This is a genomic window from Micromonospora sp. CPCC 205561, from assembly GCF_036906775.1.
Taxonomy (GTDB): domain Bacteria; phylum Actinomycetota; class Actinomycetes; order Mycobacteriales; family Micromonosporaceae; genus Micromonospora.
The window spans coordinates 143,810-156,514 of sequence record NZ_JBAKHV010000004.1; the positions used below are offsets into that span (position 1 = coordinate 143,810).

At 73.5% G+C, this 12,705-nt stretch carries 7 protein-coding genes and 1 pseudogene; all 8 read left to right on the top strand.

What is annotated here, in order from left to right:
• The first annotated feature begins 129 nt into the window (after window positions 1–129).
• The 8 genes and pseudogenes from V6V16_RS04945 to V6V16_RS04975 all read left to right on the top strand — a co-directional run bounded on the left by V6V16_RS04945 (window position 130) and on the right by V6V16_RS04975 (window position 12,702).
• Window positions 130–2,397: a non-ribosomal peptide synthetase gene (locus V6V16_RS04945; RefSeq protein WP_334559784.1), complete on the top strand. Its 2,268-nt coding sequence runs from the start codon at window positions 130–132 to the stop codon at window positions 2,395–2,397.
• Window positions 2,394–3,122 (top strand): thioesterase II family protein, encoded by a 729-nt coding sequence (locus V6V16_RS04950; RefSeq protein WP_334559785.1) that lies wholly within the window; start codon window positions 2,394–2,396, stop codon window positions 3,120–3,122. Before V6V16_RS04945 ends, V6V16_RS04950 begins: the two co-directional genes overlap by 4 nt.
• Window positions 3,119–7,696 carry an amino acid adenylation domain-containing protein gene (locus V6V16_RS04955; RefSeq protein ID WP_334559786.1) on the top strand — a complete coding sequence of 1,526 codons (4,578 nt, stop codon included), beginning with the start codon at window positions 3,119–3,121 and terminating at the stop codon, window positions 7,694–7,696. The genes V6V16_RS04950 and V6V16_RS04955 overlap by 4 nt, the downstream gene beginning before the upstream one ends.
• The gene (locus tag V6V16_RS04960; RefSeq protein ID WP_334559787.1) at window positions 7,693–9,345 is read left to right on the top strand and encodes a condensation domain-containing protein; all 1,653 of its coding nucleotides are present in this window, start codon (window positions 7,693–7,695) and stop codon (window positions 9,343–9,345) included. Before V6V16_RS04955 ends, V6V16_RS04960 begins: the two co-directional genes overlap by 4 nt.
• A complete protein-coding gene (locus tag V6V16_RS04965) occupies window positions 9,345–10,109 on the top strand; it encodes a thioesterase II family protein (protein WP_334559789.1) in 765 nt (254 codons plus the stop codon). Before V6V16_RS04960 ends, V6V16_RS04965 begins: the two co-directional genes overlap by 1 nt.
• A pseudogene (locus tag V6V16_RS04970) lies at window positions 10,106–11,188 on the top strand (branched-chain amino acid aminotransferase); the annotation flags it as partial. The gene V6V16_RS04965 and the pseudogene V6V16_RS04970, both read left to right, overlap by 4 nt.
• A 30-nt stretch (window positions 11,189–11,218) precedes the next feature.
• Entirely contained in the window at window positions 11,219–11,425 is a 207-nt protein-coding gene (locus V6V16_RS27875; RefSeq protein WP_442934035.1) for a phosphopantetheine-binding protein, read from the top strand.
• Window positions 11,422–12,702 carry an ATP-grasp domain-containing protein gene (locus V6V16_RS04975; RefSeq protein WP_334559793.1) on the top strand — a complete coding sequence of 427 codons (1,281 nt, stop codon included), beginning with the start codon at window positions 11,422–11,424 and terminating at the stop codon, window positions 12,700–12,702. The genes V6V16_RS27875 and V6V16_RS04975 overlap by 4 nt, the downstream gene beginning before the upstream one ends.
• Window positions 12,703–12,705: the final 3 nt, after the last annotated feature.

Here is a 12,705-nt window from a genome sequence, read left to right on the forward strand (position 1 = left end):
ACGTCACGTAAGGAGAACCGTGCCAAACGAAGGCCCCTCCACCAGCGGGTTCGCGGTGGTCCTGAACGACGAGAGACAGCGGTCGAGCCGGCTCGCGCGCGGCCTCCGCGAGGCAGCCGGAGGGAAATGGTGACCGCCCCGGGTTCCACCACCGAGGCCGCTATCGACCTGGGTACGGCCGAGAAGCTCGCCGCCGTCGTCGTGGCGCTGCACCGACGTTCGCTCGACGAGCGCGTGGTGCTCGACGTCCAGCTGGGCGGGCGCGCGGGGCTCGAGATCGTCGACGTGCCGGGCACCAGCACGTTCGCCGGGTTGCGTGAGCGTCTCTGCGCTGCGGGCACCGTGACCGGTGCTGCTCCCGAGCCCTCGGTCCGCGTCGTACCGCCGGGGGCCGTCGTCCCGTTCGCGGGCCCTGTCGTCGAGCTTCTCCCGGAGGGCGTCCGCGTTCACCCCGGTGACCCGGCGGCCGGCTGGGACGCCGCCGAGGCCGATCTGTTCGCCGACCTCGTCGATCGGGTGCTCGTCGCCGGCCGCGCGCAGGCGGACGTTCCGGTCACCCGGATGCGTCTCACCCGACCGGGCGAGCCCGCCTTCTGGGGAGACCCGGACGCCCCGGTCCCGGCCGAGCGGCTGGAGAAGTTGATCGCGAGGCACGCGGCAGAGCGCCCGGACGCTCCGGCCGTGAGCTGCGGAGACGTCCGGATCAGCTACCGGGAGCTGGACGAGCGCGCTAACGCGGGCGCCGAGGTGTTGCGGCGGCACGGGATTCGCCCCGACGACGTCGTCGGGCTGTTCGGTGAGCGCTCGGCCGAACGCGTCGTCGCCCTGCTCGCCATCCTCAAGGCCGGCGCGGCCTACCTCGCACTGAATCCGGACGACCCGGCTTCGCGCCTCGCCACGCAGCTACGGGACGCCCGGGTCCGGCTCGTCGCCGCCGAGCCCGCCTTCGCCGACGCGGTGCCCGAGGACGTCGCGACGCTACCGCTGGACGAGCTCGCCCCCACCCGGGGGATCGCGACGGCTCCGCTGCCCGCGGCCGGCCCGGATCACCTGGCCTACGTCTGCTACACCTCCGGATCGACGGGGGTGCCGAAGGGGGTGGGCGTCCCGCACCGTGCCGTCGCGCGCCTGGTGTGCCGCCCGAACTGGATGGACCTGCGGCCGGACGACGTCTTCCTGCAGCTCTCCCCGCTCTCGTTCGACGCGGCCACCGTCGAGATCTTCTCCGTTCTGGTGAACGGTGGGCACCTGGCCGTGCTGCCGCCCGGCCGGGTGGAGCCGGACCGGCTGGAGGAGACCGTGCGGCGGGCGGGCGTCACCGTACTGCTGCTGCCGACCGGTCTGCTGCACTACACGATCGAGGCACGCCCGGGCCTGTTCACCGGCGTGCGGCACGTGCTGACCGGCGGTGACGTGGCCTCCGCGTCGCTCGTGCGGCAGCTGTTCGGCCACCACCCGGGGCTGCTGTTCACCAACGGTTACGGCCCCACCGAGAACACCTCGTACACCACGTGCTGGACGTCCCGGACGCCACCGGCCACCGGGAACGTGTCGATCGGCGACCCGGTCAGCGGGTCCTCGGTCGCGGTACTCGACGAGGGCCTCCACCCGGTCCCCGCGGGGGTGTGCGGGGAGCTGTACGCGGCCGGCGACGGTCTCGCCCGAGGCTACCTCTCCCGTCCCGGCGCCACGGCCGACCGGTTCATGCCGCACCCGGAGGTGCCGGGCGCTCGCATGTACCGCACCGGTGACCTGGCCCGGCGGGCGGCCGACGGCACCGTGGTCTTCGTCGGCCGCGCCGACGACCAGGTCAAGGTCAACGGTTACCGGGTCGAACCGGGAGAGATCGAGGACGTGCTGCTGCGCCAGCCGGAGGTCGCCCAGGCCGCTGTCACGGTGCAGCGCGACGAGAACGGCACGGCGACCCTGATCGCCTACGCCGTGCCCTCCGCGGAGGCCGCCCCGGAACTCGGCGCCCGCCTGCGCGACCGCCTGCGCGACTCGCTGCCCGCCTACATGATCCCGACGGCGGTGCTCGTCCGGCCGGGGCTCGCGATCACACCCAACGGCAAGCTGGACCGCAACGCGCTGCCCGCCGTCCGCCGCCATCCCCGCAACGTGTGGAACGACTACGTCCCGCCGAGCAGCCCGACCGAGGTGCGGCTGGCGGAGATGTGGGGCGAGCTGATCGGCGTGGAGCCGGTCGGCGTCGAGGACGACTTCTTCGAGCTCGGCGGCCACTCGTTGCTCGCCGCCGAGCTGATGGCCAAGGTGAGCCGGGACATGAGGGTGGAGGTGTCCGCGCGGACGCTCTACCTCCAGCCCACGGTCGCCGAGATGGCCGCCGCGATCGAGGAAGCCATCGCCGATGGCCGGACGAACGAGGTTTCCGGGTGACTGTCACACCGCGACGGGGGAAGTGGTTCCTGAAGGAGCCGCGCGCCGACGCCTCCGCGAGGGTCTTCCTGCTGCCCTACTCCGGGTGTGGCGCGACGATGTACCGGCAGTGGCCGTCGATGCGCGACGGGGTGGAGTTCTGCGCGGTCCAGCTTCCCGGCCGGGAGAACCGGATGCGCGAGCCGGCGTTCGACTCCTACGAGCAGATGGCCCTCGATCTCGCCGAGGCGCTGCGGCCGTACCTCGGCGTGCCGTTCGGGCTGTTCGGGCACTGCAGCTCGGCGCTCGCGGCGTTCGAGACCGCGGCGCGCCTCTGCGAGACCGGGCCGGCGCCCGCGCGGCTCTTCGTGTCCTCGGAGGTGGCCCCGCAGGACGGCCCGTACGGCTACTTTCTCGGCCTCGACGACGAAGGGCTGTCGCGTGAGCTGGCCGGGCTGCTCGTCGGCATGGGTGTCCAGCCGCACCCCGGGCTCATCGACCTCACGCTCGGTGTGCTGCGGCACGACGTCGACGTGAACAAGCGTTACGTCAAGCCGGATCCGCCCGTCCTGTCGTGCCCGATCACGTCGATCGGTTGGCAGGACGACTACGGTGTCGAGCCCCGGCTGATGGACGGCTGGTCGCGGTGCGGTGAGACGGAGACGGTGCTGTTCGAGGGCGGGCACTACGAGTTCGTCGGTGCGCCGGACGGGCTGCTCGACCTGCTGGTACGGGGAGTCCGATGACCGACCGGCTGTCGGCCGCCAAGCAGCGCCTGCTGTCGTCGCGTCGAGGGGCCGGCGCTGCCGTCCCCCGGCGGGATCCGAACGTGCCGGTGGAGGCGACGCACCAGCAGCGGGCGCTGTGGTTTCTCGACCGGTACCTGGGCGCCGGAGCGAACTCGGCGTACAACCTCTACCACGCACTGCGGCTGCGCGGCGACCTCGACGTCGGTCTCCTGCGGCAGTGCCTGCGGCAGGTCGTGGCGCGCCACGACGCGTTGCGCATGTCCTTCGCGGAGTCTCCGGACGACCGGCTGTTGTTGCGGGTCGCGCCCGTTCCCGACGCCTTTGCGCTGGCGGTCGGCCCGGCCGGTCCCGACCTCACCGCGACAGTGCTCGCCGAGGCGTCGGTGCCTTTCGATCTCGCGTCCGGGCCGTTGTTCCGGGCCGCGCTGTTCCGGGTGTCCCCGCGCGAGCACGTGTTGCTGCTGGTCGCGCACCACACGGTGTTCGACGGCGCGTCGGTCGAGTTGGTGACGGCTGAACTGACCGCCTCGTACGCGGGGCGGGACGTCGAGCCGCCACCGGTCGAATTCGCGGACTGGGCGGCGTACACGCACGGGCCGGAGCACCACGCCGCGGTCGCGGCGCGGCTCGACGCCGCCGTCGCGCGGCTCTCCGGGGCGCCGCCGCTGCTCGACCTGCCGACGGACCGGCCGCGCGGGCCGGAGCTGTCGACGGCGGGCGACACGGTGTCGGTCGGCGCCGACGCGGCGGCGCTGAGCGAGCTGTGTCGCGCCGAGGGCGTCACGATGTTCACGGCGGTGCTGGCCGCCTACCAGCTGCTGCTGTCCCGCTGGTCCGGGCAGTCCGACGTCTGCGTGGGCATGCCGGTGGCCGGGCGCGGGCGGGCGGAACTGGCCCGCGTCGCCGGCTGCTTCGTCGCGACCGGGGTCGTGCGGACGGCCGTCGACCCCGGGCTGACGTTCCGCTCGCTGCTGGCCCGCGTCGCGTCGGCGGTGCACGCCGCCCGGGAGGACGCCGACGTGCCGTTCGAGCAGGTGGTCGCGCGCCTGCGCCCGGACCGGGCGACCGGTCACAACCCGGTCTTCCAGGTGTTCCTGGACGTGGTCGCGGACCAGGGCGCACCCGAGTGGGACGGCCTGGCCGCCGAGCCCGTGGTGTTGCCGGTACGCGAGGCGAAGTTCGACCTCAGCCTCACCGTGACGGGGCGCGGGGAGGGCTTCGTCGCCGAGCTGACCTACCGCACGGACCTCTTCGACGCCGCCACCGCGGCGCGCTTCCTCGACCAGTTCGTGACACTGCTGGACCGGCTCACCGCGCGCCCGGACGTCCCGGTGGCCGACGTCTGCGCGCTCTCCGAGGCCGAGATCGCGCGGTGGCGCGCCGACGGCAGCGGGGAACTCGTCCCCGTCCCCGACGTGACGCTGCCGCGGGCCCTCGCGGCGGCCGTCGCCGACCATTGCGGCGAGGTCGCCGTCCGGTCGGGTGAGGAATCACTGACGTACGCGGAGCTGGACCGGCGTGCCACCGCGCTGGCGCACCGCCTGGTGGCGGCGGGCGCCGGGCCCGGCGCCACCGTGGCCGTCGCCGTGCCGCGTTCGCTCGACCTGGCCGTCGCGCTGGGTGCGGTGCTGCGCGCGGGTGCGGCGTACCTGCCGCTCGACCTCGACCACCCGGGCGACCGGCTGCGCTTCCTGCTGGACGACGCGCGCCCGGTGTGTGTGCTGACCACGTCGGTGTCCGCGCAGGTGTTCGCCGGGGTGCGCGTCCTGGCGGTCGACGCCGACCCGGCGACCGCGCCGCGGCCGCTGCCCCAGCCGCGTCCGCTCGACCCCGCCTACGTCATCTACACCTCCGGCTCGACCGGGCGGCCCAAGGGGGTCGCGGTACCGCACCGCGGCATCGTCAACCGGTTGCGGTGGATGCAGCACGCGTACGGTCTGGTGCCGGGGGAGCGGGTGCTGCAGAAGACGCCGACCACGTTCGACGTGTCGGTGTGGGAGCTGTTCTGGCCGTTGGTCGAGGGCGCCACCCTCGTGTTCGCCCCACCCGGTGCGCACCGCGATCCCCTCGCGCTGGCGCGGCTCGTGGTCCGGGAGCGGATCACGACGATGCACTTCGTCCCGTCGATGCTGAGCGCGTTCCTGGAGGAGCCGGAGGCCGCGCGGGCCGGTGACTGCCTGCGCCGCGTGTTGTGCAGCGGCGAGGAGTTGCCGGCGGCGACGGTGGCGCGCTTCGCCGAGGTGCTGCCGGGTGTCGAGCTGCACAACCTGTACGGCCCGACCGAGGCGTCGGTCGACGTCACCGCGTGGAAGTGCGGGCCCGCGGACACCGCGGCGGCGCCGCCCATCGGGCACCCCGTGTGGAACACCGGCGCGCGGGTGCTCGACGACCGGCTCGGCCCGGTGCCGGTGGGGGTGGTCGGCGAACTCTACCTGTCCGGCGTCCAGCTCGCGCTGGGCTACCACCGCAGGCCGGGCCTGACCGCCGAGCGGTTCCCGCCCGACCCGTGGGGGCCGCCCGGCAGCCGCATGTACCGCACCGGCGACCTGGTGCGGCGGCGCCCGGACGGAGCCCTCGTCTTCCTCGGGCGCGCCGACCACCAGGTGAAGCTGCACGGCCAGCGCATCGAACTCGGCGAGATCGAACAGGTCCTGCGGGACGCCCCGTCGGTCGCCGCCGCCGTCGTCGTGGTCCGCGGCGACCGTCCCGGCATGGCACAGCTGGTCGCCTACGTCACCGCCGCGCCCGGCGCGACCCCGGACGGGCCGGAGCTGATCGCGCGGATGCGCGCCGTGCTGCCCGCGGTGATGGTGCCGGAGCAGGTGGTGGTGCTCGCCGGGTTCCCGCTGACGAGCAGCGGAAAGCTCGACCGGAAGGCGTTGCCGGCCCCGGCGGTGCCGCTGTCGTCGGCCAAGCAGCGCCTGCTCGCCAGCCGTCGCGCGGTGGCCCGGGACGCCCGCGTGGAGCTGCTGTGCGACCTCTTCGCGAAGCTGCTGGGCCTCGACGAGGTCGGCCCGGACGACGACTTCTTCCGGCTCGGCGGCGACAGCATCGGCTCCATCCGCCTCGTCAGCCAGGCGCGTCGCGCCGGCATCGGCTTCTCCGAGCGGACGGTCTTCGAGCAGCGTACGCCGCGTGCGCTTGCCGCCGCGGCCACCGAACCCGTCCCGGATTCCGGCCTCGCCTCCGCAGCCGACGACGGCGTCGGCGTCGTCCCGCTCACGCCCATCATGCGGTGGTGGATGGCGGGCGGCGGCCCGGTCACCGGCTTCCACCAGTCGGTCCTGCTCGACCTCCCGTCGGGCGCCGGCGAGCCCGCACTCGTCGCGCTGCTCGCCGCGCTGGCCGCGCGCCACGACATGCTGCGGGCCACCCTCTCCGCCGACGACGGCCGGACGCTCACGGTGCCGCCGGCGTCCGAGGTGGACGCGGCGTCCTGGCTCACCAGGGTCGACGACCTCTCCCCGGCCGAGGTGCCGGTGGCCGGTAGCCTCGATCCGGCACGTCGCATGGTCAGCGCCGTCTGGTTCGACCGCGGCCCCGACCGCCCCGGGCAGCTGCTGCTGGCCGTGCACCACCTCGCGGTGGACGGCGTGTCCTGGCGGATCCTGCTCGACGACGTCGCGGCCGGATGGGACGACATCGCCGCCGGGCGTCCGGTGCGGCTGCCGGCCGTGCCGACCTCGTTCCGTACGTGGGCGGACAGGCTCGTGCGGGAGGCCCCCGGACGGCTCGCCGAGCTGGACGTGTGGAGGCGCGCGCTCTCCGCGCCGGAACCGGCCCTCGGCGGTGTGCTCGACCCGGCCACCGACACCGCGGGAAACGCGGGCGAACTGGTGTGCGAGGTCGAGACGGGCCCGCTGCTCAGCGAGGTGCCGGACCGCTTCCGCGCGGGCGTGGACCACGTGCTGCTGTGCGCGCTGGCGCTGGCCGTCCGGACCTGGCGCGCACGCCGGGGGACGCCTTCGCAGGTCCTGCGGGTGATGGTGGAGGGTCACGGGCGTCACGACGTCGGGCTCGACCTGTCCCGGACCGTCGGCTGGTTCACCGTGCGGCACGTGGCGGTGCTCGACCTGACCGCCACGGACACCGCGGCCTCGGCGCTGCGGGCCGTCAAGGAACAGGTACGCGCCCTGCCGGACGGCGGCCTGGGCTACGGCCTGCTGCGCCACCTCACCGACAGCCCGCTGGCCACCCTCGCCGAGCCGGAGGTCGCGTTCAACTACCTGGGCCGGTTCCGGTCGGGCGGCGCGGGCGGCCTTGTCGCGCTGGACGGCGGGACTCCCGCCGCCGCCCCGCTCACCAACGCGCTCGACGTGACCGCGATCGCCTTCGACCACGCGGAGGGCGCGCGGCTGCGGACCACGTTCACGTGGGCGCCGGGCGTGCTGGACGAGCCGGCGGTGCGCCAGCTCGCCGACCTGTGGGCGGAGGCGCTGGCCACGCTGGCGGGACTGGCCGACACGCCGGACACGCCCCAGGTGACGGCGTCCGAGGTATTCGTCGACATGGATCAGGACGAGCTCGACACCCTGCGACTGGAGCTCGAGTCGGACTGGGGGGCACGATGACCGGCAAGACCCATCCCCTGTCGATGGGCCAGCGCAGCATGTGGAATCTCGACCGCCTCATCGGCGGCGGGCCGGTGCACACGCTCGCCTGGCGGGTGCGGTTGCGGGGCGCGCTGGACGAAGAGGCGCTGCGCGAGGCGTTCGTGGCCGTCGTAGACCGCCACGAGCCGTTGCGGACCCGGTTCGCGCAGGACGCCGGCGGGCCCGTCGCGATCGTCGAGGACTCGGCCGAACCGCCGATGCGGGTCGACGACCTCCGCCGGCTGCCCGACGCCGCGCGGCAGGCCGCGCTGCGCTGCGCCGAGGACGTGGCCACCGGCTTCGCGCTCGACCGCGCCCCACTGCTGCGGGCCCGCCTGCTGCGCCTCGACGACGACCGGTACGACCTGCTCGTCGTCGTGCACCACATCGTGTTCGACGGCATCTCGCTCGACCTGCTCCTCGACGAGCTCGCGCTGGCCTACGGCGGGGGCGGGACGACGAGGCTGGAGGTGAGCTACGCCGACGCCGTGACCGAGGAGCGGGAGCTGCTCACCGGTCAGCGTCGTGTCCCGTTGGCGGCGTTCTGGCGCGAGCGGCTGGCCGAGGCGCCACCGGTGGTGCTGCCGCCGCCGGACCGGGAACCCGCCGTGGAGCGCTCCTGGGTCAGCCGGACGTGTGCCCGGAAGCTGCCGGACGTGAGCCGGTTCGCGCGGGGCGAGCGCTGCATGCCGTACGTGGTGTACCTCGCCGCGCTGAACGTCCTGCTGTCCCGACTCACCGGCTCGTCCGACGTCGTCGTCGGCACCCCGGTGTCCAGCCGCCACCGCGCCAGGTTCGAGCGGCTCGTCGGCTACTTCGTGAACACGGTGGTGCTGCGGACCGAGGTCGCCGACGTGTCGTTCCGGGAGCTGGTACGCCGGCAACGCGGGATCGTCTTCGACGCGCTCGACCACCAGCGGCTGCCGTTCGAAGCGGTCGTCGAGGAGGTCAGGCCGGGCCGTACTAGCGGTTACAGCCCGCTGTTCCAGGTGCTGTTCGCCCTGGTCGAACCGACCCGCAAGGACGTGTTCGCCGACCTCGGCGTCGACTCCGTCGAGCCGGTCGACAACAACCGGTCGCCGTTCCCACTGACGTTCAGCGTGATCGACGACCACGTCCAGGTGGAGTACGCGCCCGCGCTCTACGACGACGCGACGGCCGAGCGGATGGCCGAGCAGTTCGCCGCGCTGCTCGACGCCGCGCTGGCCGGACCGGACAGCACGGTCGGCGAGCTGACCGCGTTCGTACCCGCGCCGGCGCGGGTCGGGCGTCCCGCTGAGGATGCCGTCCAGGCGGCGGCGGGCGACGAGAACCTGATCCGCGTCGTGCGGACGGTGTGGAGCGCGCACCTGCACACCGAGGTGACCGATCCGGACGCGGACTTCGTCGGACTGGGCGGGCACTCCCTCGTCGCGTCGCGGATCGCGATCGAACTGCGGGAACTCTTCGGCCTGGCGGAAGGTCTCTCCGATCTCACCGTGTTCCGCGCGCCGACGCCCCGCCTGCTCGCCGACCACCTGGCCGCCGCGCTGGGGGAGAACGCGTCCACCGAGGCGGAGTTCGTCCTGCAACTGCTGACCATGACCGACGAGCAGGCCGAGGAGCAGCTCGCACGGGAGGAGTCGTGATGAACACGGACCGGCGCTGGTTTCCAGGTTCCCCGGCCGAGACCGAGGGGATGCAGCTGTTCTGCCTGCCGCACGGCGGCGCGGGCGCGTCCGCCTACCGCTCGTGGCGCGGCAGGCTGGCCGGTACGGCCGACGTCGTGCCGGTCCAGCCGCCGGGGCGGGAGGGCCGCTGCGCCGAACCCGCCGAGTGGTCCATGACCGCCATGACGGAACAGTTCCTCGAACCGCTGCGGCGGCGGGTGCGGGACCGGCCGTACGCGATCTTCGGGCACAGCATGGGCGCGCTGCTCGGGTACGAGGTCACGGTCGCCATGGCCGCGGCGGGACGGCCGCCCGAACTGCTGGTCGTCTCCGGCGCGTCCGCTCCGCAGCTGCCCGTGGTCAAGGAACACCCCGTGCACAGGATGTCCGAGGACGAACTCGTCGGTCACCTGCGTGAGCTGGCGGGGACCCCGGACTCGGTGCTGCGCAACGCCGACCTGCTCGAAATGCTCGTTCCGACCGTACGTGCCGACTTCGCGGCCTGTGAGACCTACGTCCATCGGCCGCACCCGCTCCTCGACGTGCCGCTGCTGGTACTCGGCGGCGAACAGGACGCCGGCGTACCGGTCGCGACGCTTGATCCGTGGGGGGAGCGGACGACGGCGGGCTGCGCCGTGCACACGTTCCCCGGCGGCCACTTCTTCCACTTCGACCGGACCGACCAGGTCCTGTCGCTGATCGCCGGTGCGCTCACCGGCTCGGCGCGGGGAGCGACGCGATGACCAGCAGGATCGACTACGTGATCAAGCCCGCCGCCCGGCTCGACGCCGCCGCCAGGGCGGAGCGGAGCCGGGACGCGACGTTCGGCCGGGTGTTCACCGAGCACATGGTCACGCTGCGCTGGAACGAGGAGTCCGGGTGGCACGACGGCCGCGTCGAGCCGCTGGCCCCGCTGTCGATCGACCCGGCGACGGTCGGCCTGCACTACGGCCAGATCGTCTTCGAAGGGCTCAAGGCGTACCGGCTGGCCGACGGCGGGATCGGCGTGTTCCGGCCGGACCGCTACGCCGAACGGTTCCAGCGTTCGGCGGCGCGGCTGATGATGCCGCAGCTGCCGACCGAGGAGTTCGTCGGCGCGATCGAGCACCTGATCCGCCTCGACGCCGACTGGGTGCCGCGCGAGGCCGACCGCAGCCTGTACCTGCGGCCGCTGCTGTTCGCGGCCGACGCCGACCTGGCACTGCGCCCCTCGCGCAACTACACGTTCGTGCTCATGGCGTTCGTCACGGAGATGTTCTTCGGTGCCAAGCGGGCCATCGACGTGTGGCTGTGCGAGGACTACGTGCGCGCCGCGCCCGGCGGCGTCGGGGCCGCCAAGTACGCGGGCAACTACGCGGTCACCTACGCCGCGCAGGCACAGGCCGCAGAGGAGGGCTGCGACCAGGTCGTCTGGCTCGACGCACGCGAACGCCGCTGGGTGGAGGAGCTCGGCGGGATGAACCTGCTCTTCGTCGAGGAGCAGGACGGGCGACTGGTCACCCCGCCGCTGGCGGGCACGATCCTGCCCGGCGTGACAAGGCAGTCGATCCTGGAGCTGGCGGGCACCGTCGGCCTGACCGCCGTCGAACGTCCGATCTCCGTCGACGAGTGGGAGGAGGGTTGCCGGACCGGCCGCATCACCGAGGTGTTCGCCTGCGGCACGGCCGCCCAGATCACCTCCGTCGGACGGGTCCGGGGCCGCGACCGCGAGTGGCTGATCGGCGACGGCAGTCCAGGACCCGTCGCCGAACGGCTCGGCGCGCTGCTCGCCGGCATCCACCGGGGCACCGAGCGGGCCCCCGGCGACTGGGTGCACCGGGTCGGTGGACCCGACGCCGACATCGGCGAGACCGTGACCCTGATCTGGCGGGAGGTCCTGGCGATCCCCGTCGACGCCGACTCGGACTTCTTCGAGTCCGGCGGGCACAGCGTGGCCGTGCTACAGGTCATCAACCGGATCCAGGAGCGGTTCGGCACCGAACTGTCGGTACGTGACCTGTTCGAGAATTCCGTGCTCGGTGACTTCATCGACGTGGTGCGGACGCGGGTGGACGGATGAGCGGCGAGCGCCCCCGTCTGCTGCTGCTCTACGCCCCCGGCGCGCTGGGGCCGGTCGAGATGCTGCGCCTCCTGCGGCCCGTGGTCGACCTCGTCGTGGCCGTGCCCGAAGAGTTCCGCGACGACCCGGGCGTCGCCATGCTGCGCCACTTCCTCGAACCGGTGATCTTCGATCCACAGGGCGAGCTGCCGGACGCCTCCGGCTGCGACGGCGTGGTCTCCTTCACCGACCTGCTGGCCCGGACGGCGGCACAGCTCACGCACCGGTACGGCCTGCCGGGCCAGTCGCCCGAGGCGGCGCTCGCCCTGACCGACAAGGAGGTGCAGCGTCGGGTGCTGGCCGAGCACGGCGTCGACACGCTGCGCACGGCGACCCTGTACCAGCCGCAGGACTGGGAGCCCGCCGTGGCGCACACCGGCCTGCCGGCGGTGCTCAAGCCACGCACGGGTGCGGGCAGCCGCAACAGCTACCGGATCGACGACGCCGACGAGGGCGCCCGGCTGGTCGAACGGCTGCTCGGTCGCGAAGAGGCCGTCATGGTCCTGGAGGAGATGCTCGTCGGCGTCGACCAGGGCCGCCACGGCGACTTCTGCTCGGTGGAGAGCGCCACCTTCGACGGCGTCACCACGCACCTGCCCGTGCTGTCGAAGTACCCCCTCGTGCAGCCGTTCCGCGAGCGGGGCCAGTTCTGGCCCAGCCACCTCGACGAGGCCACCCAACAGCGGGCGTGCGAGGTCACCACGGCCGCACTGCGCGCGCTCGGCTTCCGCTACGGCCTGTCGCACACCGAGCTGAAGCTGACCGCGGACGGTCCGAGGGTGATCGAGGTGAACAGCCGGCTCGGCGGGTGGATGAACGAGCTGTCCGCGCACTCCAACGGTCCGGACCTGATCGTCGCCGCCGCCCGTCTGGCGCTGGGTGAGCGGCCTGACCTCGAATTCGACCTCGGCTCCCGGGTGGTGTTCCAGTTCAACCACCTGGCGCCGCCGGACGCGGTGGCCATGCTCGGCGCCGAGGGCCTCGCCGAGGTGCGTGCGCTCGACGGGGTGATCGCCCACCGGGTGCTGTTCGCCCCCGGCGCCGGCATGACGCCGGGAGTGTCCACCCAGGAACTGGACATGCTCAACGCCACCGCCGCCGACCAGGACGAAATGTACGCGCTGATCGGGGCCGTGTCGGCCCGGTTGAGGTTCGGGTTCCGCCTGCGCGACGGCAGCGAGGTGTGGCTGCCCGCGACCGAGCTGCCGAGCGCCATGCCGGCCGGGCGCCCGCGGTGAGCC

What these genes read in the sequence shown, in the direction of transcription:
- V6V16_RS04955 (WP_334559786.1), top strand. Translation starts at nt 3,119, where the DNA reads ATGACCGACCGGCTGTCGGCCGCCAAGCAGCGCCTGCTGTCGTCGCGT.
- V6V16_RS04960 (WP_334559787.1), top strand. Translation starts at nt 7,693, where the DNA reads ATGACCGGCAAGACCCATCCCCTGTCGATGGGCCAGCGCAGCATGTGG.
- V6V16_RS04975 (WP_334559793.1), top strand. Translation starts at nt 11,422, where the DNA reads ATGAGCGGCGAGCGCCCCCGTCTGCTGCTGCTCTACGCCCCCGGCGCG.
- V6V16_RS04965 (WP_334559789.1), top strand. Translation starts at nt 9,345, where the DNA reads ATGAACACGGACCGGCGCTGGTTTCCAGGTTCCCCGGCCGAGACCGAG.